At 40.4% G+C, this 22,529-nt stretch carries 21 protein-coding genes; 7 read left to right on the top strand and 14 right to left on the bottom strand.

Annotated features, from left to right (window positions below; translation table 11 throughout):
• Window positions 1–222: 222 nt before the first annotated feature.
• Window positions 223–948: an NUDIX hydrolase gene (locus WAA86_RS14205; RefSeq protein WP_337301677.1), complete on the bottom strand. Its 726-nt coding sequence runs from the start codon at window positions 946–948 to the stop codon at window positions 223–225.
• A 218-nt stretch (window positions 949–1,166) separates the two neighbouring features.
• Between WAA86_RS14205 and WAA86_RS14200 the strand changes: the two genes are divergently transcribed.
• On the top strand, window positions 1,167–2,660 hold the full coding sequence (locus WAA86_RS14200; RefSeq protein ID WP_337301676.1) for a mannitol dehydrogenase family protein: 1,494 nt from the start codon (window positions 1,167–1,169) through the stop codon (window positions 2,658–2,660).
• Window positions 2,661–2,889: 229 nt separating this feature from the next.
• Here the strand turns inward: WAA86_RS14200 and WAA86_RS14195 are convergent, their stop codons facing one another.
• Genes WAA86_RS14195 through WAA86_RS14175 form a run of 5 tightly spaced genes read right to left on the bottom strand, consistent with a single transcriptional unit; the run spans window position 2,890 to window position 8,942 of the window.
• A complete protein-coding gene (locus tag WAA86_RS14195; RefSeq protein WP_337301675.1) occupies window positions 2,890–4,389 on the bottom strand; it encodes a mannitol dehydrogenase family protein in 1,500 nt (499 codons plus the stop codon).
• A 9-nt stretch (window positions 4,390–4,398) separates the two neighbouring features.
• A complete protein-coding gene (locus WAA86_RS14190) occupies window positions 4,399–5,367 on the bottom strand; it encodes an ABC transporter permease (protein ID WP_337301674.1) in 969 nt (322 codons plus the stop codon).
• A 13-nt stretch (window positions 5,368–5,380) separates the two neighbouring features.
• Window positions 5,381–6,910: a sugar ABC transporter ATP-binding protein gene (locus WAA86_RS14185; RefSeq protein WP_337301673.1), complete on the bottom strand. Its 1,530-nt coding sequence runs from the start codon at window positions 6,908–6,910 to the stop codon at window positions 5,381–5,383.
• Window positions 6,911–6,929: 19 nt separating this feature from the next.
• Entirely contained in the window at window positions 6,930–7,988 is a 1,059-nt protein-coding gene (locus tag WAA86_RS14180; protein WP_337301672.1) for a substrate-binding domain-containing protein, read from the bottom strand.
• Between the two features lie 57 nt (window positions 7,989–8,045).
• Window positions 8,046–8,942 carry a hypothetical protein gene (locus tag WAA86_RS14175; RefSeq protein WP_337301671.1) on the bottom strand — a complete coding sequence of 299 codons (897 nt, stop codon included), beginning with the start codon at window positions 8,940–8,942 and terminating at the stop codon, window positions 8,046–8,048.
• Window positions 8,943–9,338: 396 nt separating this feature from the next.
• Between WAA86_RS14175 and thrS the strand changes: the two genes are divergently transcribed.
• The 4 genes from thrS (at window position 9,339) to rplT (ending at window position 12,620) form a co-directional block, all read left to right on the top strand.
• Window positions 9,339–11,279, top strand: a complete 1,941-nt coding sequence (thrS, locus tag WAA86_RS14170) for a threonine--tRNA ligase (protein WP_337301670.1) — start codon at window positions 9,339–9,341, stop codon at window positions 11,277–11,279.
• Window positions 11,280–11,310: 31 nt separating this feature from the next.
• Window positions 11,311–11,865, top strand: a complete 555-nt coding sequence (infC, locus tag WAA86_RS14165; RefSeq protein ID WP_443217594.1) for a translation initiation factor IF-3 — start codon at window positions 11,311–11,313, stop codon at window positions 11,863–11,865.
• A 117-nt stretch (window positions 11,866–11,982) separates the two neighbouring features.
• The gene (gene rpmI, locus WAA86_RS14160; RefSeq protein WP_082591053.1) at window positions 11,983–12,180 is read left to right on the top strand and encodes a 50S ribosomal protein L35; all 198 of its coding nucleotides are present in this window, start codon (window positions 11,983–11,985) and stop codon (window positions 12,178–12,180) included.
• Between the two features lie 95 nt (window positions 12,181–12,275).
• Window positions 12,276–12,620, top strand: coding sequence for a 50S ribosomal protein L20 (gene rplT / locus WAA86_RS14155; RefSeq protein ID WP_337301669.1), 345 nt, complete (start codon window positions 12,276–12,278; stop codon window positions 12,618–12,620).
• An 80-nt stretch (window positions 12,621–12,700) separates the two neighbouring features.
• Here rplT and WAA86_RS14150 read toward each other — a convergent pair whose 3' ends face one another.
• Window positions 12,701–12,967: an EF-hand domain-containing protein gene (locus WAA86_RS14150; RefSeq protein WP_337301668.1), complete on the bottom strand. Its 267-nt coding sequence runs from the start codon at window positions 12,965–12,967 to the stop codon at window positions 12,701–12,703.
• A gap of 50 nt (window positions 12,968–13,017) precedes the next feature.
• A complete protein-coding gene (locus tag WAA86_RS14145) occupies window positions 13,018–13,440 on the bottom strand; it encodes a secondary thiamine-phosphate synthase enzyme YjbQ (RefSeq protein ID WP_337301667.1) in 423 nt (140 codons plus the stop codon).
• Window positions 13,441–13,573: 133 nt separating this feature from the next.
• Here WAA86_RS14145 and WAA86_RS14140 point away from each other — a divergent pair, with 133 nt between their 5' ends.
• Window positions 13,574–14,374, top strand: coding sequence for an HAD family hydrolase (locus WAA86_RS14140; protein ID WP_337301666.1), 801 nt, complete (start codon window positions 13,574–13,576; stop codon window positions 14,372–14,374).
• A 2-nt stretch (window positions 14,375–14,376) separates the two neighbouring features.
• Here WAA86_RS14140 and WAA86_RS14135 read toward each other — a convergent pair whose 3' ends face one another.
• From WAA86_RS14135 to tgt, 6 genes are all read right to left on the bottom strand, one after another.
• On the bottom strand, window positions 14,377–15,618 hold the full coding sequence (locus WAA86_RS14135; protein WP_337301680.1) for an asparagine synthetase B: 1,242 nt from the start codon (window positions 15,616–15,618) through the stop codon (window positions 14,377–14,379).
• Window positions 15,619–15,667: 49 nt separating this feature from the next.
• Window positions 15,668–17,215 carry a replicative DNA helicase gene (dnaB, locus tag WAA86_RS14130; protein ID WP_337301665.1) on the bottom strand — a complete coding sequence of 516 codons (1,548 nt, stop codon included), beginning with the start codon at window positions 17,213–17,215 and terminating at the stop codon, window positions 15,668–15,670.
• A 169-nt stretch (window positions 17,216–17,384) separates the two neighbouring features.
• Complete coding sequence (locus WAA86_RS14125; protein ID WP_337301664.1) at window positions 17,385–18,338, bottom strand: acetyl-CoA carboxylase carboxyltransferase subunit alpha; 954 nt, start codon at window positions 18,336–18,338, stop codon at window positions 17,385–17,387.
• Between the two features lie 55 nt (window positions 18,339–18,393).
• Window positions 18,394–19,290, bottom strand: a complete 897-nt coding sequence (locus WAA86_RS14120; protein ID WP_337301663.1) for a DMT family transporter — start codon at window positions 19,288–19,290, stop codon at window positions 18,394–18,396.
• Window positions 19,277–20,359 carry an LptF/LptG family permease gene (locus WAA86_RS14115; protein WP_337301662.1) on the bottom strand — a complete coding sequence of 361 codons (1,083 nt, stop codon included), beginning with the start codon at window positions 20,357–20,359 and terminating at the stop codon, window positions 19,277–19,279. The genes WAA86_RS14120 and WAA86_RS14115 overlap by 14 nt, the downstream gene beginning before the upstream one ends.
• Entirely contained in the window at window positions 20,359–21,489 is a 1,131-nt protein-coding gene (gene tgt / locus WAA86_RS14110; protein ID WP_337301661.1) for a tRNA guanosine(34) transglycosylase Tgt, read from the bottom strand. Before tgt ends, WAA86_RS14115 begins: the two co-directional genes overlap by 1 nt.
• A 162-nt stretch (window positions 21,490–21,651) precedes the next feature.
• Here tgt and WAA86_RS14105 point away from each other — a divergent pair, with 162 nt between their 5' ends.
• Entirely contained in the window at window positions 21,652–22,497 is an 846-nt protein-coding gene (locus WAA86_RS14105) for a transketolase (protein ID WP_337301660.1), read from the top strand.
• Window positions 22,498–22,529 lie beyond the last annotated feature (32 nt).

Genomic DNA, 22,529 nt, shown 5'->3' with positions numbered 1-22,529 from the left:
GCAAATAAAAAATGAAAAAGTTTTTTTTATTTTTTTTCGCCGCTCCAGAACCTTCAATGAACACGGCCTCTCGACCGCTTTTCCCTGCACAACCCTCGTTGTTTCGGGCTGCAAACCTACAACCTTTCCGCAATACCACAACACTTTTTTACACCTTTTTTTCAACTTTTTTTTGACCCCGTCGGATCAGGTTGAAATACAAGGATTTACGGAAACAGATATTTACACATTGATCAAATAGTCCTTTTCTTTTACTGCTTCATACACATCCCTACTGAAGACATATAACTTAGAAGGCTTCTTGGAAACTCCCTTTCTCTTTTCGTTCAGAGGTACTATATATGGTTTACTCAATGCTTTCTTTCTAAAATTACGATTGTCTATCTCTATCTGTAATATGGACTCATAAGCGAACTGCAGATCATTTAATGTAAATTTGATAGGAAGAAAATTAAATACAATAGGCTCTGTCAAAATTTTCCGCTTCAAATCTTCAAAGGCATCAACAACAATCTTATGATGGTCAAAACCTAATTCTGGAAGCGATTGATACAAAAACCATTTAAAGCCGCCATGCTTAAGACTAACCTTTTCCAATGGCAAAGCATAATAGTATGCAATGGTCATGGTTTGTGTTTTTACCCCACGACTCCTCACCCACAACAGATCTTTCTCTGATTTTATCCTATTTGGATTGCCATATGTTCTGAATTGAATCCTTTCCGCATGATCCAGACCGGTAATTTCCTTAAAAATATGATCTGCAGATTCCTCGAGCGTTTTGCTTTTAAAAACGTAATAACCCGTGACCACCCAATCATCAATCACCTTATAATTTTCGTCAAACATATTTAAGGTTCTTTTGCGCAGCAGAACATTGAGTCCATTTGCATCCAAACCAAAAATTACACAATCCACGGTAACGTTATCCCTCTTTCTAAAATCCATACCTTATATATGATTCAACTAACAAATATAAACATTAACCCCTGACCCTATACAACACCCGCACGAACAAAGAGTTCCAATGTATGTGGATAAATTGAGTATGAGCTCTTTTTTTATTAAATTTATAGGCTATTTAATTTGTGGTTTTATTGTGCAATTAAATGGTATACTTTACAGAAGAACCCTCTTTTTACACTTAATATATACGCAAAGGTACTATGCCCGATTTTTTTTACTTGAATACCGAAAACATCCATTCGTTACCCAATACCATAACTACATCCAAAATAGACCGCGATAAGATTAAGACCAGTATTGCCCATATTGGCATAAACAATTTTCATCGCGCCCATCAGGCGTATTACATTCATGAATTGATAGAAAAACACAACGAACTGAATTTCGGTATTTGTGGAATTGACTTATTGGAATCGGATAGAAAAATATATAATATCCTAAAAGATCAAGACGGCCTTTATACCTTACTTATCAAGGACCCCAACGGGAAACATGAAAACAAAGTAATTGGCTCCATTGTCGAATATTTCTATGGCCCGGAAAACCCAATGGCCGCCATTGAAAGAATGGCCCAGCCCGATATCCAAATAATTTCCTTGACAGTAGCCGAAGACGGCTATCATTTAAATGAAATAACTGGGGAATTTGACATGAACCACCCTGAGGTTGAGGAAGACACCAAAAACAAATTCAGCCCCAAAACGGTATTCGGCTATCTCACCCAGGTTTTTAATCTTCGCAAAAAACGAGGCTTGCCAGGTTGTACAGTGCTTTCATGTGACAACATACAATCTAACGGAGATACCATAAAGTCAGCATTCTTCAACTATGTCAGCAATACAGAACCTGATTTGCTGCCTTGGCTAAAGGAGAATACGACATTTCCGAATTCGATGGTCGATAGAATTACAACTGAAACCCGTTCCAAGGATATTGCCAAACTAAAAAATGAACATGCAACCTACGACCAATGGCCTGTGGTTTGCGAATCATTTTCCAATTGGATCATAGAAGACAATTTGATGTTTGACAAATCGGTATGGGAGAAAGTCGGCGTGCAATTCGTAAAAAGCATCATGCCTTACGAAAATATGAAGCTCCGAATACTTAACGCAGGACATTCAATCTTAGGAATAATAGGAACATTGAGCGGATACTCCACTGTGCATGAAGTAGCCAATGATGAAGATTGCGTTTCCTTCCTAGAAAATTTTATTGATATTGAAGTTGCACCAAATATTATTGATACAGAAACGCAGGACAAAATTTCGTACAAAAATCAAGTGATCTCAAGATTTAAAAATCCCTATATTACAGATGAGCTCTCCAGGATTTGCAAAGAAAGCTCTTCAAAAATTCCGATATTCATTTTACCCACAATTTCCAAGCAATTAAGCAACAAGCAGCCCATTGAACATGCCGCATTCGCAATAGCTGCATGGTGCAAATATTACGATGGGATAGATGACTTTGGAAAATCATATGATATCAAGGACAGTATTAGCAATCAACTGATTAGAACCGCCACGCTTTCACATCAAAACCCCCAGCTCTTTTTAGAAAGAAATGCCATGTTCAGCGACTTGATTACTTACGACTTATTCAGGGAGCGATTTACCTATTACTTGTCCGAACTAAGATCTAGACCTATCAAAGAATGTCTGGTGCAGATGAACAACAAAACACTGCAATAAAAACGCACTTTAACAAGGTCATTATTAAAGTGCGCTGATATAACAAAAACTTAATTCCACAAGTAAACTTGAAGGGCTATTTCTATAAGATCATTTACCGGGTTCTCCCTTAGCGACGATCCGGCACAGATGAACTACCACTTTAGGTATCCAAAGAGCAACGGAATTCACCCAATTAAAAATGATCCGAAAATTCATCACACAGTAAGTTCAAGAAAAAGTAAAGCTCTTATACTGTTTTATCCAAGATCTCGCTGTTCAATTCAACCACACACTTTACAACACCATACTTTAAAATATCACGATAGGATTTACTATACCCCTCCACAAATGTTGCTGAATTTTGCAGATTTCCAAAGACAGCTTCAACCGTCAAAAATTGCTTGGGTTCATTTTTGGCCTTAATGGCCTTTTCACGCAAAACATCTGACAGGACATCTTTTATAACCAATGAGTTCCCTTTTTCATCCAACCCCAAGGAATAAATTGCCCATGCCGCGATTACAAATGCGGCAAGCTTTATTGAACCTTTTTCTTTAAGCTGGGCGTAGACCGTAGGCAATATAAAAATGGGCAATTTAGCCGAGCTCTCGGAGCAAATTCTATCAATTTGATCTTTTATATAAACATTGCCGAAACGCTCAATTAACGATTGCTTATAACGCTTTAGGTCAACACCCTCCAAATCACCGAGAACGGGTGTTACTTCACAATCCATATATAATTTTAAAAAAGTACGGATCGCTTTATCTCCAACAGCTTCATCGATGGTAGAATATCCATTTAAGGCGCCCAATATTCCCAGGACAGAATGCCCCGCATTGAGCAAGCTTAATTTCATTTTTTCATAAGGAACAACATCTGAAACAAATTGAGCCCCTACGTTTTCCCACGCAGGTCTACCTGCCATAAAATTATCTTCAATTACCCATTGATTAAAAGGTTCACAAACCACAGGCCAGGCATCATCAATCCCAGATGTTTCCTTCAAATGTGCAATGTCTGTAGGTGAGGTGGCCGGTGTGATTCTATCTACCATACTGTTTGGAAACGAAACATTGGCTTCTATCCATGACACTAATTCCGGTTCGGCGGCCTTAACATAACTCAAGAGCATTTTTTCTGCCACATGCCCATTCCCCTGAACATTATCGCAAGATTGCACGGTACAGCCCAACAATCCTCTTTCTTTTCGGAGTTTAAATGCCTGTGTCAGATAACCAAAGATTGTTTTGGGTGCATTCGGATTATTTAAATCGTGCTGGATCAATGGATTTTCAAAATTAAAGGCACCAGTAGTCTCATTATAATTATACCCCCCCTCGGTAATGGTCAGTGATATTATCTTCACCTCCTCATTTGCCATCTTCTCTATAACGGCCGAAGGATTCTCTGGGGCAAACAAATATTCCACTATTGAACCTATTACGTTTTTCGTTAACGTCCCATCCAATTCTTTTACAATAAGCGTATAGAGCCCATCTTGATTCTTAAGTGTATTGTATATTTTTTGATCATAATCGAGCAAAGCAATACCACAAATCCCCCAATCTTTATTTGCACTGTCATGCAACAATTGATCTGTATAATATGCTTGGTGCGCTCTGTGAAAACCTCCAATACCCACGTGCACAATTCCTGCTCTTACATCTGTTCTATCATAGGCCGGAACCGCTACCCTATCCGCAATTTTTGAAAGATTCCCACTATTTAATTTATAACTTTCCATAGGTCTATATTATTTATTTTCGAAACGCTGCAGCAATACTGCAAATATGATGATACCACCTTTTACTACCTGCTGAGGATAAGAGGGTACGTTTAATAGATTGAGTATATTCCCAATGAGCCCTAAAATCAAAACACCCATTAAAGTGTTGATAGCGGTTCCTTTTCCCCCATTTAAACTTGCTCCCCCGATCACTACGGCAGCTATGGCGTCCAATTCCCAAGCCATACCCATATTGGGAGAACCTAAATTTGTCCTGGAAGCAACAATTATTGCAGCCGTAGCTGCCAGAGCTCCCGAAATAGCATAGACCAAAAATTTGTACTTATTCACTTTGATCCCCGACAATCTCGAAGCCTCCTCATTACTGCCTATGGCAATAATCAATCTGCCAAATACATTATAGCGCAACATAACCATAGCCAAAAGGACGATTATGAAAAATACAATAGCAATATTCGGAATACCAACGGTGGCGTTATTGGCAAAATTGGACATGAATTCACCTCCTTGAGATTGAAATATGATAGGAGAACCTTTGGAATAAATAAAGCCCAAACCTCTCGCAATGGTCATCAAAGCCAAGGTTGCAACAAATGGCGCCATTTTTTGAAATGCTACCAAATAGCCAGAAACACTTCCCAAGCCAAAGCCTATCAATATGGTCAGCAAAATGGCCGCCGGCAATATCACCACATTGACCAAAATAGCGAAGGTTACGGCCAATAGGGCCACCATGGATCCCACCGATAAATCGATACCCCCGGTCAATATCACAAGTAACATTCCGATACTTATGATGCCAATTCCCGATACTTGCTTTAATAAATTTGAAAGGTTAACAGAAGTAAAAAAAACATCTGAAATGAGAGCCGAAAATATGACCAACAACACAAAAATGAATATGGTGTTGTGTTTCACTAAAAACTGAAGCACGCCCGCGGGACTACTTAGTTGTTGTTTTATTGTTAATGCCATGATTATTAATTTATTAGTTTAATTGTTTCTCTTTAAGCTCCTTCCCAATGGAGTAGCGCAATATATTTTCCTCGGAAAATTTGTCTTTGGACAATTCCCCGTAGAATGTACCCTTGTGCATAACCAGTATACGATCCGAAATACCCATAATTTCGGGCATATCCGAAGAGATAACCACTACCCCAACACCTTTTTGGGCAACTGCATTGATAAGGTTGTAGATTTCTATTTTGGCCCCCACATCGACACCTCGGGTAGGTTCATCAATAAAAATAACTTTACTGTCGATACTCAGCCATTTGGCCAAGGCCACTTTTTGTTGATTTCCCCCACTCAAATTATTGACGACAATCTCAGAACTGGGTGTTTTGATATTTAGCTTATCAATTAAATCCAAAACGTTTTTATACTCACTGTCAATTTTTATAAAACCTAATTTGCTGGAAATGGAATTGAAATTTGTAACGCTGATATTTCGCCTAATGGATAGTGGCAAAAACACCCCTTCTTCCTTTCTGTCCTCGGAGACAAATCCTATTTGATGTGCCACGGCACATACCGGAGTATTGGTCTTAATTTCCTTCCCGTTAATAAATAAAGTCCCAGACTTCTTTTTATCGGCACCGAAAATAAGTTTGGCCATTTCTGTTCTTCCGCTACCTCCCAAGCCCGCAATACCCAACACTTCTCCGGGCCGCACAGCAAAGGACACATTATTGACCAAGGCATCCCTTGCCGATAAATCTTTAACTTCAAAAATGGGCGCTTCGCCAATTTTATTACTTCGAGCAGGATATAGATCTTTCAACTCCCTCCCAATCATTAATCGGATAACGCCATCGGCATCCGTTTCCTCAATGGACATACTTCCCGTATCAACACCATCCCTGAGCACGGTGACGGAATCTGCTATTTTGAAAATTTCATCCAAATGGTGTGAGATGTAAATAATGGAAATACCCTGTTCCTTTAACCTGAAGAGATTGTCAAATAATTTCTGTGTATCGGTTGGATCAAAAACAGTAGTTGGCTCATCCAATACCAAAACCTTGGTGTCTTCTGATATAGCCTTTGCAATTTCAACCACTTGCTTTTGAACAATACTCAAGCTTCTGACTTTGGCTGATGCGTCGATTTTGAAGCCCAAAGAATCAATTAACTCCTGCGCATCCTCAGTAAGCTTTTTCCAGTTCATCCAAAATTTGTTGGCCCCTAGCTTATGCAGATAAATATTCTCGGCAACGGACAAATCTTTAACCAAGGATAACTCTTGATATACCACATTGATTCCCAATTCTTGCCCTTCGTGAGTATTTTTTGGATCTATCTCTACACCGTCCAAAGTTATTTTACCCCCGTCTTTTTGATGAACCCCACTAAGAATCTTTATCAAGGTAGATTTTCCTGCGCCGTTTTCACCAAGCAAGGCATGGATTTCACCAGGTTTTACCTTTAAATTTACATTATCCAAGACCGAAACAACACCAAAACTTTTTGATATTCCAGTCATCTCCAATCGGTACTCTTGTTTTGAATTTTGCATATCAATTAATTTAAAGCAATTAAAACAATGCCTTTGGATTATAGTATTTAGAAGCGTTTTCCTTGGTAATCAAGAGTGGTGGAGTATATGAAGTCTTAGGAAAATCTGTTTTACCATTCATATACTGTACAGCATATTCAACGGCATTTCTACCTATTTGCACGGGACTGTTCATGGCAGTACAACCATAAAAATCTGTATCCATAATATATTTAATGGCCTCTTTTTGACCATCAGCTCCTGCTACTATTAATATGTCATCTGTTTTTCCCGCTTGAGCAATGGCCTTAATGGCCCCTAATACACAAACATCTGATTCGGTAATCACAACATTGATATCTGGGTGGGCCACCAATATATCTTCCATTGCTTTCAGGCCTCCTGCATATGACCAATCGGTATAGGCTTGCGTTCTAACATCTAGGTCTATATAGCCCAAACTTCGCAATTGTTCTTCTGCAATACCTTGCAACAACCCTTGTTTACGTGTCCTGCCCACAGGGTTTCCGGCATTACCACTCAATAAGGCTATATTCATTTTTTTGCTCCCAAATTTTTTAGCAAGCCACTCACCTGCCAACTCACCATTGGCCAGGTTGTTGGATTGAACAGTGGTCACATAATCTGCTTCGGGATTTATAGAACTGTCTATGATAAATACCGGTATCCCCGCCGCTTTGGCCAATTTAGTGGCCCCAACCAATGCATCTGGATCTTTAGGGTTCAGCAATAAGACATCTACACCCTTGGTAATTAGATCTTCAACCGCAGCAACCTGCTTGTTAATATCGTCCTGCCCGTCGGCCGACAAGAATATCATGCCGTTTTTTTCTGTGGTGGATTTTATGCTTTGAAAGAGCGCTTGGTAATATGGCGCATTAAGGGACGGAGTACAATACCCTATCTTTTTTCCGGTTAAATCGATTTTACTTTCAAAAACTTCACTTGTGTCATCTTCAGAATTACCGGATTCACCGGTAGATTTTTTTTGATCAATACAACTAGACAGATTGAAAATTAATGCTAGCCCCACGATGGGTTTGGCAAATTTTAATACATTCTGGATTAATGCTTTCATAATTAATAGCGTTAGTTTATGTTATATTTCAACTGATTTTGCACTGAACAAGTTTTTCTATAAAATCGTAAAATCTAACTGAAGAACGGTTTTCTCTTTTTCAGGATTCCACATTGCAGTAAGCTCTACAGGCGCAGTATAGTTTCCGAACTTAATTTTTTTACTATAGGTCGCACCTATATTTATTACATTCCCCATACCTTCTGTATAAAATGTTTTATCTGTTATAAAGGACCAGGCACCGCCGGCAAAAAGAGAAAAGCTAGAATCTTCTTTCTCCCAGACCATACTTTTTATTTCAAAATAGTGTGTCCAAGAATCCTTAAGGGACCCATCTTCCTGGACTTCATAATCCCCAGAACCTCCTCCCACAATTGTAGCCAAATACAACAAGGTTTTAGGTGTAATGTTATACCCAAAGTTAATATCCACAAAATTATATCCCTGTGTCTTATCATAACTCCAGTAATGCAATACATCACCTCTTTCCTCCACACCGGTATAATTGTTATGCGTAACAGCTTCAACAAAAAAATTATCCGAAAAACGATACACTGTATATATTGAGAATTCCTTATAATGGGCACTTACATTCTCCCCCGTTTCTTTATTGATCACATCGATACTTGTAAAGCTTGCTCCACCCCATACACCAAAAGTAAACTTCCTGTTTCGTGAGTTAAATTCCAAATTAGTCGCTATAATAGCACCTGGGTGAACAACGAAACCATGCCATAAATGCATGTTCTTTAAATGTGCACCAGCACCAAATGCCCGGTAACTATCCTGCTCCTTCTGCCCCAATTCTACTTCTTGTGCAATGCAAGGGATCACAGTCATCAAAAATAAAATACAAAATGTAAGTATACGACACTGCACGATACTGTTATTTCCTCCTAGACGGCAGACAATAGCAGTAGCCTCGTTTGCTGGTAATTCTTTGATATTCTTCATGTCTCAGGAAGTATTTTTATTAATATTATTTATTAAACGTATTTAATACGCTTGCTCAAATATATAATTAATATTTACATACTAACAATTTTTAACACATTTAATTTACAGTATATCAATAATTAAGGTCAAAAATTATCTTATTGACATTCTGAAAACCCAGGAAAATTAATTGTTAACGTTGATTTAACGTTTTAAAAATAATTTTTTACATTAAAATATTTTATAGCACAACCTACTCACTTGTTTACCGATTCTTAATACCAAATCAAGTTTTACCAAACACACTCCCATGTATTGCATTTAGAATTCACAAATCCTCATTAAAAAGTCTTTAAAATGTTATGGAAAGTATTTTTGATGACCCTATCTTTGTCGCTTATAACTATTTTCGGGATGATCAAGATTACACTACCAGACGGAACAATAAAAGAACATGCAACGGGGAGTTCCCCCATGGATGTGGCCAAAGGAATCAGCGAGGGATTGGCGAGAAATGTCATCTCCGCAAAATACAATGATACCATCGTAGAAACAGTGACCCCCTTGAACGAGGACGGCACCCTTACTTTATACACATGGAACGACAAGGAAGGAAAGAAAGCTTTTTGGCATTCTACCTCTCACGTTGTTGCACAAGCCTTGGAAGAATTGTACCCTGGCATTAAATTGACCATAGGTCCGGCCATTGATAACGGATTTTATTACGACGTAGATTTTGGGGACCGCAGTATCTCCGAAAAGGACTTTCCGGAAATAGAAAAAAAGGCCCTTGAAATAGCCCGTGGCAAGCACGATTACAAAATGCGCTCGGTAACCAAGGAAGAAGCCCTGGCTTCATACAAGAAACAAGGGAATGAATATAAGGTGGAGCTTATAGAAAACCTTGAGGACGGCACCATCACTTTTTGCGACCACGATACCTTCACGGATCTATGCCGAGGGGGACACATCCCAAATACAGGGATCATCAAAGCCATTAAGATATTGAGTGTTGCCGGTGCCTATTGGAGAGGAAACGAGAACAACAAGCAATTGACCCGCGTATACGGTATCTCCTTTCCAAAACAAAAGGAACTAACCGAATACCTGGAGCTATTGGAGCAGGCCAAGCAACGCGATCACAGAAAATTGGGCAAGGAACTGGAGTTATTTACCTTTTCCGCAAAAGTTGGCCAAGGCCTTCCTTTATGGCTGCCAAAAGGTGCTGCCCTTAGGGAGCGCTTGGAGAACTTCCTGAAGAAAGCACAAAAGAAGGCAGGATACGAAATGGTGGTGACCCCACATATAGGACAAAAAGAACTTTACGTGACCTCTGGACATTACGCCAAATATGGAGAAGACAGCTTTCAGCCCATAAAAACACCAAAGGCGGATGAGGAGTTTTTATTGAAACCCATGAACTGTCCTCACCACTGTGAAATTTACAACACCAAACCTTTCAGTTACCGTGAACTTCCCAAAAGGTATGCTGAATTTGGTACAGTATATAGGTATGAACAAAGTGGTGAATTACACGGCCTAACCAGGGTTCGTGGTTTCACCCAAGATGACGCCCATATTTTCTGTACCCCGGACCAATTGGCGGAAGAATTTAAAAACGTGATTGACCTTACCCTTTATGTATTGGGCTCCTTGGGCTTCGGCAATTTCACCGCCCAGGTATCTGTAAGGGATCTCAACACCCCGGAAAAGTACATTGGCTCCGTTGAAAATTGGGAAAAAGCGGAAAATGCCATCATTGACGCCGCCAAAGACAAAGGTCTTGATTTTGTGATTGAAAGCGGAGAAGCCGCATTCTACGGTCCCAAGCTCGATTTTATGGTCAAAGATGCCCTTGGAAGAAACTGGCAGTTGGGAACCATTCAGGTAGATTACAACCTACCAGAGCGATTTGACCTTACCTATAAAGGAAGTGACAATGAGCTGCACCGACCTGTCATGATCCACCGTGCCCCATTTGGAAGTATGGAAAGATTCATAGCCTTATTATTGGAACACACCGGAGGAAATTTCCCATTATGGCTGATCCCGGAACAAGCTATTGTACTGCCCATTAGTGAGAAGCATGAAAAATATGCCCAAAAAGTTTTAAATTCCCTAGAAAATCACGAAATTCGCGCCCTTGTAGACAAGAGAAGCGAGACTGTTGGCAAGAAAATACGGGAGGCAGAAATGAACAAGATACCGTTTATGCTGATCGTAGGAGATAATGAGGAACAGGAAAATACGATTTCTGTTAGAAGGCATGGAGGCGAAGATTTAGGCTCTATTTCCTTAACAGACTTCGCCAACTTGGTTACTAATGAAATAAATAGTACCTTAAAGTCGTTTTAAAAAATTAATGTTTAACTAAAATTTATTAGCCATAGCAATACGAAAAAGATTTAGGCCACAGCCTAGAAGAGAAAATAAGAATCCGCACAACATCAATAGGTCTATTACTGCCCAGAATGTACGTTTGGTTGGTGACAATGTTGAAGTGGGCGTTTACTCTTTAAAGGACGCACTAGCAAAATCTGAAGAATTAGAATTGGATTTAGTGGAGATTTCTCCAAAAGCAGATCCACCCGTATGTAAAATTACGGATTACAAGAAGTTTCTTTACGAACAGAAGAAAAGGGAAAAGGTCATGAAGGCCAAAGCCACCAAGGTAGTGGTAAAGGAAATCAGATTTGGTCCACAGACCGATGATCATGATTATGAGTTCAAAAAGAAGCATGCCGAAAAATTCTTAAAGGATGGCGCTAAGCTAAAAGCTTATGTCTTCTTTAAAGGTAGATCCATTGTATATAAAGATCAAGGTGAGATCTTATTACTGAAACTGGCCTCCGAATTGGAAGAGCTTGGAAAAGTAGAACAGATGCCCAGGTTGGAAGGAAAGCGTATGACCATGTTCATTGCTCCAAAAACAAAGAAATAACAAGAATTTTATTTCTTTATTTTCAATTACCATAGCATAATAAAATACCTGTTGGAACTCATGTATAGAGAACAACAGTAAAGATAATAAGCGAGATAAACCATAAATAGGAACAAGATGCCTAAGATGAAAACAAAATCCAGTACCAAAAAGCGTTTTAAGCTTACCGGTACAGGTAAAATCAAAAGAAAGCACGCTTTTAAGAGCCACATTCTAACGAAGAAGTCTAAAAAGCGCAAGCTTGCGTTAACCCACTCTACTTTAGTTCACGAGGCGGATGTTAACAGCATTAAAGAACAATTACGTTTAAAGTAATCGATTCTTTCGGTAATTATTATTAACCCTGGAGTTAGGCCATTAAAAGATTTTGAAATTTATTCAGAACGCCTACTACAAAAAAATTCAAAATTATGCCAAGATCAGTAAATTCAGTTGCTTCACGCGCTAGAAGAAAAAAAGTGATGAAGCAAGCCAAAGGTTACTTTGGAAGACGTAAAAACGTTTGGACAGTAGCCAAAAATGCGGTTGAAAAAGCAATGTTATATGCTTACAGAGACCGTAGAAACAAGAAAAGAACTTTCCGTTCCCTATGGATCACCCGTATCAACGCAGGTGCTAGATTGCACGGAATGTCTTACTCTCAGTTTATGGGTAGAATCAAAGCCAACAACATTGACCTAAACCGTAAGGTTTTGGCCGATTTGGCGATGAACCACCCAGAAGCTTTTAAGGCTGTTGTGAATAAAATAAAGTAACATTAACAATATATCTCGCTTATAAAAAATCCGATTCATTTGAATCGGATTTTTTTTGTCCTGACCTTTACGAATCTCTATTACTTTATTTTGGCTATGGCCTGTTTAAACTCAGACCAATCTATTAATTCATCCCTATTTTTATCGTATCCCTCGACCAATTTTGATGATACCATGCCACGGATAAAACCACTGATCTCTGCTTTTTTCAACAGCTCCACAATCTCACCCTTGGTCAGTTTGCCATCACCATCCTTGTCAAAGAAGGCAAAGGCCTCCTCCGGGGTTTTATAGTGATTGGTAATTAAAATTTGAATTTTATTTAAGATATCCTCCTTAGTTCCCATTTTCCAATCTTTTCATAATTATTTCAATTTAGGAATATTTAGGGCTCCTGTCAATTTCCAAAGGCAGAAACCACCAACATCCTACCCCCAGCACGGTTCCGATGTTCACAAAGATAGACTCCTTGCCAAATTCCTATATTCAATCTTCCATTGGTAATAGGAATCTGTACCGAAGCCCCCATAAGGGAGGCCTTGATATGAGCAGGCATATCATCGGAACCTTCGTAATCATGCCTGTAATATGGTGCATTTTCCGGTACCATGACATTCATATGGCTTTCAAAATCGATTCGTACCGTAGGATCGGCATTTTCATTGATTGTGAGGCTTGCCGAAGTATGTTTAATGAACACCTGCAACATCCCCATTTTGATTCCTTTTATTTCAGGAATGGCATTGATGATTTCATCCGTGATCAAATGAAAACCCCTCTTATAGGGAGACAAGCGCAATTCTGTTTGATAAAACTCCATCCTATTTTATTTTTCCTATGCCACAAAGATGGCAATGCTCAATGATATTACAAAAATACCACAAACTTAACTTTTCAATTCCCTACAATTACCCATAGAAGAAATACCTTTGCATCCTAAAATGGATATTGCAATGGATTTATCAAAAATAAAAATGGTGGTTACAGATATGGACGGAACACTTTTAAATTCCGACCATCAGGTGAGCGACCGTTTCTTTGAACTTTATGAAGAGTTAAAAAAAAGAAATATCCTTTTTGTTGCCGCAAGTGGAAGACAGTACAACAGTATTGTACACAAGTTGAATCCCATTAAGAATGAAATCATCGTTATTGCGGAAAATGGTGGTTTTGCCATGCAACAAGACCAAGAACTACTTTCCACTCCATTGGAAAAAAAATCGATCGATACCATCTTAAAATCCCTTGACAGTGCCCATGGGGCCCATGCCGTCCTTTGTGGTAAAAAAAATGCCTACCTCAATGGCAATTCTGACAAATTCTTGAGCAAGTTAAAGGAGTATTATTCTGAATATACGGTCATGGATGATATTTCTACCTATGATGGGGAGGTCTTAAAGGTAGCTGTATACCATTTTGAAAGCTCCGAAAAATTCATTTACCCCTCTGTAAAACATTTGGAATCTGATTTAAAAGTCAAGATATCAGGAGAAAACTGGTTGGATCTTTCCCATCTAAACGCCCACAAAGGCTTTGCTCTGGAACAAGTTCAAAAAAGACATAATATATCAAGAGCAGAAACCTTGGTTTTTGGGGATTATAACAATGATCTGGAAATGTTGGCTTTGGCAGATTATAGTTTCGCTATGGCCAATGCGCATCCAAACGTTCTGCAAGCCGCTAATTACAGGACTAAAAGTAATGACGAAAACGGCGTAGAGCACATCTTGGAACAACTACTTGCCCAAAGATAGGATTAGGTTTTCTGTTTCTTTTTCTGGGCGGCAGGAAACAAAACATTGTTCAAGATCAAACGGTAGCCAGGTGAGGTTGGATGCAGTTCCAGTTCCGTTTTGGGATCCCCTACCCTGTGCTGATAATCCTCTGGGTCATGTCCGCCATAAAAAGTAAAAAATCCCTTCCCTTTGATTCCGTGGATGTAGCGGGCTTCTCCATTTATCCTGTTCTCCCCCAAAACCATCACCGTTGGTTTTATTTCATTTCTGGTAAATGCCGTGGTCTGCCCCATAAAACCCTTGACCAGGGAGGTGTGGTTCTGGCACAACATGGTAGGAACCGGGTCCCATTTTGCCGAGAATTCCATCAGTGAAAAATAATCGGATTCCTTGGGCACCATGCCCCTTTTTGTGGTCATATCTATGGAAGAGAATTCGTACTGCAATGGACTCCGTTCCAGCGTAAAATTGGTAAAGGCGAAGGTTCTGCTAAAATCCAATTTACTTTGGTAATTGGCATCAGAAGGGTCACCATCGAACATGGGCTCACAAATATCCACACCGTCTGCCGCAAGGGCTATATCAAAACTATCTGTAGCGGAGCACATGGCAAACATGAATCCGCCCCCAATCACATAATTACGTATGGCATTGGCCACAGCTCTTTTTTCCTCAGAAACCTTGGAGTATCCCAATTTTGCCGCGAGGGCCTCTGCCTGTTCCTTGCCTTCCAAATACCAAGGGGCCGCCCTATATGCTGCGTAAAATTTACCGTATTGGCCCGTAAAATCCTCATGGTGCAGGTGCAGCCAATCGTACAACAACAATTTATTGTTGAGGACCTCTTCATCATAAATGGTTTCGTAGGGAATTTCGGCATAGGTAAGCACCATGGTCACGGCATCGTCCCAGGGCAAATTTTCCTTGGGGGAATAAACGGCAATTTTGGGTGCTTTTTCCAAAATAACGGCTTCTTGATTCTTTGAAGGACTGCTTATTTCATCCAAGATAGCCTCTGCCTGGGCATCCGAAATTATTTCAAAGGAAACCCCCCTAATCTGGCATTCCTTGCGGATATTGTCCCCATCGGGCAACAGAAAAGATCCTCCCCTATAGTTCAACAACCACTGCACCTTTTGTTGTTTGGTGAGCACCCAATAGGTAATTCCGTAAGCTTTTAAATGATTTTTCTGGCTGTCAGCATCCATGGGAATTAGGATATTGGATGCAGAGACGATGAAGGAAAAGAACAAAAAGAACATCAAACACCCTCTCGAGACAAGTCGAGAAGGTATTTTCATGTATTTATTTTTAAAATGGGACCTCACTGTCATCCATATCCATATCATCGTTCATAGAACTTCCAAAGGCTTCATCGGCATTTGGTAAATTTTTGGTTATAAACGGATTATCTTCGTTGGCATTCATTTTTGATTGGAATTCGAAAGGAGAATCGAAATCATCCAGGTTGTCAAATTTACCTAGCTGTCCAATAAATTTCAATCGAATGTTCTCCAGACCACCATTCCTGTGCTTGGCAACAATAAATTCACCTTGCCCAGCGGTTGGGGTACGCTCATCATCATCCCATTCGTCTATCTTGTAATATTCAGGGCGATAGATAAAGGCCACAATATCCGCATCCTGCTCAATAGCTCCAGATTCCCTAAGATCCGAAAGGATTGGTCTCTTACTTCCTCCCCTGGTCTCCACGGCACGGGATAACTGCGATAGTGCAATAACGGGACAGTTCAATTCTTTGGCCAAAGCCTTGAGGTTACGGGAAATGGTAGATATTTCCTGTTCCCTGTTCCCCCCTTTTTGGCTACCTCCTGCGGTCATCAACTGCAAATAATCGATAACGATCATTCGGATGCCGTGCTGGGAGGCCAATCGTCTTGCTTTCGCCCTAAGGTCGAAAATAGAAAGGGACGGGGTATCATCTATAAATAAGGGGGCACTTTCCAATGCCTTAACTTTTACGTTCAATTGCTCCCATTCGTGCTTTTCCAACTTACCGGTTCTCAACTTTTCAGAAGAGAGTCCGGTTTCTGAGGAAATCAGACGGGTGATCAATTGTACCGAGGACATCTCCAAAGAGAAAAAGGCTACGGGAATATTGGAATTTACCGCCATATTCCTTGCCATGGACAAGGTCAGGGCCGTTTTACCCATACCCGGACGGGCTGCCACAATGATCAAATCACTCGGTTGCCATCCAGAGGTCAATTTATCCAATTTATCAAATCCGGAAGGCACGCCACTGAGCCCTTCCTTATTGGCAATCTCTTCAATCCTCTTTTTCGCCTGGATCACCAAATTCTGGGCAGTCTCGGCGGAACGTTTTAAATTTCCTTGGGTAACATCGTATAATTTGGCCTCTGCAGTATCCAAAAGATCAAAAACATCCGTGGCATCTTCATAGGCTTCCTGTATGATCTCACTGGAAATTTTGATCAGACTGCGTTGAATATATTTTTGAAGGATAATACGCGCATGGAACTCAATATGGGCCGAGGAAGCCACCTTTTGCGTAAGTTTCACCAGATAAAAGTCGCCTCCGGCAACCTCCAATTTACCGTCTTTCTTCAATTGGGAAGAAACGGTTAATAAATCCACTGGCTCAGAGGTCTCGAACAGTTTGAAGATGGCCTCGTAGATAAATCGGTGTGCGTCTTTGTAGAACACATCAGGGTGCAGAATGTCTATTACCTCATCGACACCTTTTTTATCTATCATCATCGCTCCGAGAACAACTTCCTCTAAATCAACGGCTTGAGGAGGTATTTTACCTCTCTCCAGGTTGATTAATGCAGACTGGTCTATTTTACGACCGGCAATCGGACTTGGTTTTTCCATGGGTGCTAAAGTATGCTATTTAACCTTTAGTTAACAATGATTAAGGTCATAGGATGTCCACCATTAGTTAACAAAATGGCTGTTGATAAGTTACGAAATTGTGTTGATAACGAAAAAAATCTGGAGTTTGAATCCTCCAGATTTTAAGAAAGTTTTTTAAACGGGCTTATTAGCCGTTAAAGACACCCATATTGGCATATTTATCCATACGGGCATTTACCAAATCTTTTGGTGATAACTTTTTCAACTCCTCATAATGAGAGGCAATTTTATTTTTTACTATTTCAAAAGTCTTCTCCCTATTGGCGTGGGCACCACCTACCGGTTCCTTGACCACCTCATCAATAAGTTTCAACTTTTTCATATCCGTAGAAGTCAATTTTAAGGATTCTGCCGCTTGTTCCTTGTATTCCCAGCTTCTCCATAGGATGGATGAGCACGATTCTGGGGATATTACAGAATACCACGTATTTTCCAACATCAATACCTTATCACCAACACCTATTCCCAAAGCACCACCAGAAGCTCCCTCACCAATAATCAAAACAATGATCGGAACTTTCAAACGGGTCATTTCCAAAATATTCCTGGCAATGGCCTCTCCTTGTCCGCGCTCTTCCGCTTCAATTCCAGGATAGGCACCGGGAGTATCGATCAGACAAACCACAGGTACACCAAATTTTTCTGCAGACTTCATCAATCGCAAAGCCTTTCTATAGCCTTCGGGATTGGCCATCCCAAAGTTCCTGTATTGTCTAGTCTTTGTATTGTATCCTTTTTGTTGGCCAATGAACATAAAACTCTGGTCACCAATTTTTCCAAGACCACCAATCATGGCCTTGTCATCCTTTACCGTTCTATCGCCGTGGAGTTCCAAAAATGAATCACCACAAATGGCATTGATATAATCGAGTGTATAGGGTCTGTTTGGATGTCTGGAAAGTTGTACCCTCTGCCATGCAGTAAGGTTTTTGTAGATTTCTTTTCTGGTTTCGGAAAGCTTTTTCTCTATTTGCTTGCAGGTCTCCGTTACGTCAACGTCGCTCTCCTTACCAATAATCATGCACTTATCTAATTGTTCTTCAAGTTCTTTGATCGGAAGTTCAAAATCCAAATACTCCATGAAACTACAGTTTAAATTATAAAAGCAGACAAATATAAAACTTTAAAGGAGAACCTTAGCGAACTCTTCTACTTTTTAACCTTGTCCAGTTCTTTAAAATGCCATTGGCAATTACCGTGGAAAGAATGACCAATGCTCCAATATAAAACAACGGATCCATTTTCTCACTTTCCCCTAAGATAATAAAAGCCAAGATAATTCCGTACACCGGTTCCAAATTAATGGTCAACATTACCGTATACGGCGTTATGAATTTCATCACCTTGACCGAGGCTATAAAGGCGTAGGCCGTGCAAAAGGAGGCCAAGATAAAAATGTACATCCAATCATTGGAGGAAAGCTGAAAGAACTCTTGGGTAAAGCTTCCACTAAAAAAGAGGTAGATGGACAAGAAAAGCACCCCACTGGCCATTTCGTAAATGGAAATGACGGACGGTCTTTCCTTTTGAATAAGTTTCCCGTTGATCAGGGAGAAGGTGGCCGAAAGGAGTGCGGAAATAAGGGCCAGCACAATGCCTTCAATATAGGTAGCTTCCACATTGAAAATAAGGTAAAGTCCCAACATGACAATAATCCCAAAGAGGATTTCATACCACACAATTTTTCTACCGTACCAGATCGGTTCCAACAGGGCCGTAAAAAAGGCCCCTGTGGACATTGTGGCCAAGGCAACCGAAACATTGGACACTTTGATTGCCTTAAAAAAGGTAATCCAGTGCAGGGTTATGACAACCCCGGCAATGATGAGTATGATCAGGGTCTTGGTGGGCACCCGAAGCGAGAATTTTTTATATGCGATATACAGCATGATCAATCCCGAAGCCATAAACATTCGGTACCACACCAAGGGCAGGGCATCCACGGTAATCAGTTTGCCCAATACGGCCGTAAACCCCCATATAAATACAATAAAATGAAGGTGAAGGTAATTCTTGAGTTTATCGTTTGGCATTCTGCAGCAGATAAAATCCTACAATACCAAAGGCAACATTGGGCAAGACGACGGCCAACAATGGAGAAAAACCCGACTGCTCGGCCAAGGTACCAAAGACCTTATCAAAAAAGATGTAGATAAAGGCTACCCCGATCCCAAAAGCCAGATTAACACCCATACCTCCCCTGCGCTTGGCCGCAGATACCGCAACCGCAATCACCGTCAATATAAATGCCGTGACAGGAAGTGCCCAGCGCTTGTACTTTACCAGAATATAACTATTGATATTGGAGGCCCCCTTTTTACGTTGGTCCTCAATAAAACTGTTCAGCTCAAATAAATTTTTGGTTTCCGCAATGTAGGATACAGGGGTAAGGTCATCTATCTTAAAATTGAAGATGGTATCCAATTTGCGTTTGGTCTCCACGACTTCCTTGTTATTGACCAGTTTTCTTTTCGTATAGGAGGTGAGTTCATAAACACTATCCTTCTCCTTCCATCTGATATTGCCCGCCGATATTTTATACTCCAGCTGATCCTTATCGTTAAAATGTTCCAGAGTGAAGTTATACCCGCGTTGTCTGGCAGGATCAAAACTGCTCACGTAAATAAAATCATTTTCATTCAATTGATTGAAAATATTACTGGTGATCCTATCCTGTTTGCCCTTTTTGAGGTATTTGTATTTAAACTCGTTAAAACCCTTACTGGCGTTGGGAACTATAAACATCCCCATTACGAACATGATGACCGCAATAATGGTAGCTCCAATAAAATAGGGCCTCAGGAACCTACCATAGGAAACCCCCGAACTGAGAATGGCCACAATTTCTGTGTTATTGGCCAATTTTGAGGTAAAGAAGATGACGGATAAAAATAAAAAGATCGGAAACAAAAGACTCCCAATGTAGATGGTAAAGTTTAGATAATAAAAAGCGATCTCGTTCAAGGGCGCCTCGTTATCTATCATCTTACCAATCTGTTCCGCAAGGTTGGCCATGATCCCAATGGGAATAAAAAGCAACAACATTACGGTAAAGGTTGCCAGATATCGCTTCAATATGTATTTATCCAGTATGGTCAACATTACAGTCTCTTATCCATTTGTTTTACCATGATATTTTTCCACTCATAAAAATCCCCTGCTAAAATATGCTTTCTCGCCTCACGGGTCAACCAAAGATAAAATCCTAGGTTGTGTATTGTGGCTATTTGTTTTCCCAAATATTCATTGGCAGCAAACAAATGTCTCAAATAGGCCTTGGTGTATTCGGTATCCACAAAGGTGATCCCCATTTCGTCTATTGGGGAAAAATCAGCCTCCCATTTTTTATTCTTTATATTGATGGTACCATGGGCGGTAAACAACATACCGTTACGGGCATTTCGCGTGGGCATCACACAATCGAACATATCAATTCCCAAAGCTATATTCTCCAAAATATTGATGGGAGTGCCCACGCCCATAAGATAACGGGGCTTATCTTCCGGCAAAATTTCGGTAACCACCTCTGTCATGGCATACATTTCCTCGGCAGGCTCACCAACCGACAGGCCACCAATGGCATTCCCGACTGCTCCTACTCCGGCAATATACTCTGCCGACTGTCTCCTGAGGTCCTTATAGGTAGACCCCTGGACAATAGGAAAAAATGCTTGTGAGTATCCATATTTGAAAGGGATTTTATCCAAATGAGTCAAACAACGCTCCAACCACCTATGGGTCATGTGCATGGACCTTTTGGCGTAATTGTAATCACAGGGATAAGGTGTGCACTCGTCAAAGGCCATAATAATGTCTGCCCCAATGGTGCGCTGTATTTCCATGACGTTTTCTGGGGTAAACACATGGTAAGAACCATCTATGTGCGACTTAAATTTAACTCCTTCCTCTTTGATCTTGCGATTATCGGAAAGGGAATATACCTGGTATCCGCCGCTATCGGTCAAAATATTCCTGTCCCAATTCATAAATTTGTGCAAGCCACCGGCCTGTTCCAGAATTTGTGTCTTGGGTCTTAGATATAAATGATAGGTGTTTCCAAGAATGATATCCGGATTGATCTCCTCCTTTAATTCCCTTTGATGGACTCCTTTAACAGAGGCTACCGTACCAACGGGCATAAAAATGGGTGTCTCAATAGTTCCATGGTCTGTCACCATCTTACCGGCACGTGCCTTACTCTTGGGGTCTGTATGTAATAATGTAAATTCCAAATCTTCGTTTAAGACGGCAAATATAATCAACTAAGCCTCAAATGTCCTTAACAAAAAAATAAAGTTCACCCATGGTCCTGACGGTTAACAAAATATAACAATTCATACTTGTATACGCAAAAGATAGCGTTTACTTTTGGAAACTATAAAACAACATAAGAAATGCCAACAACACAAGAATTACAGGATATTACGGTACAAACACGTAGGGACATTGTACGGATGGTACATAAAGTGAACTCAGGACACCCTGGAGGCTCTTTGGGATGCACGGAATTTTTCGTGGCTTTGTACCATGAGATTATGGAATTGAAACCAGGGTTTGATATGAATGGAATTGGGGAAGATCTTTTCTTTTTATCCAATGGGCATATTTCTCCTGTGTATTACAGTGTGTTGGCACGAAAGGGATATTTTCCCGTGGACGAATTGAACACATTTAGATTGATCGATTCCCGTTTGCAGGGCCATCCTACCACCCATGAAGGACTCCCAGGAGTACGGATTGCCTCAGGTTCTCTAGGTCAGGGTATGTCGGTTGCCTTGGGTGCCGCACAAGCCAAAAAATTGAACAAGGATTCCAAATTGGTTTATACCCTACACGGGGACGGCGAACTTCAGGAAGGTCAGAACTGGGAAGCCATCATGTATGCCGCAGGCAAGAAGGTGGACAATATCATTGCCACCATTGATTACAATGGACAACAGATCGATGGGGCTACCGATGATGTAATGCCCATGGGCGACCTTAAGAAAAAGTTTGAGGCTTTTGGATGGGATGTGTTGGAAGTTAAGGAAGGGAACAACTTGGAAGCCATTATCAACGGCTTAAAGGACGCGAAGAGTAGAACAGGCAAAGGAAAACCTGTTTGTATTCTTTTACACACCATTATGGGTCATGGCGTAGATTTTATGATGTACACCCATGCGTGGCACGGGAAGGCACCCAATGACGAACAGTTGGCAACGGCCCTTGCACAGAACCCTGAAACTTTGGGGGACTATTAATCTTATCCAAACTTTTACACAAACAGGTGACC

Source organism: Sediminicola sp. 1XM1-17 (assembly GCF_037203765.1).
GTDB lineage: Bacteria > Bacteroidota > Bacteroidia > Flavobacteriales > Flavobacteriaceae > Sediminicola.
This window is presented reverse-complemented; position numbering and strand designations above follow the sequence as displayed.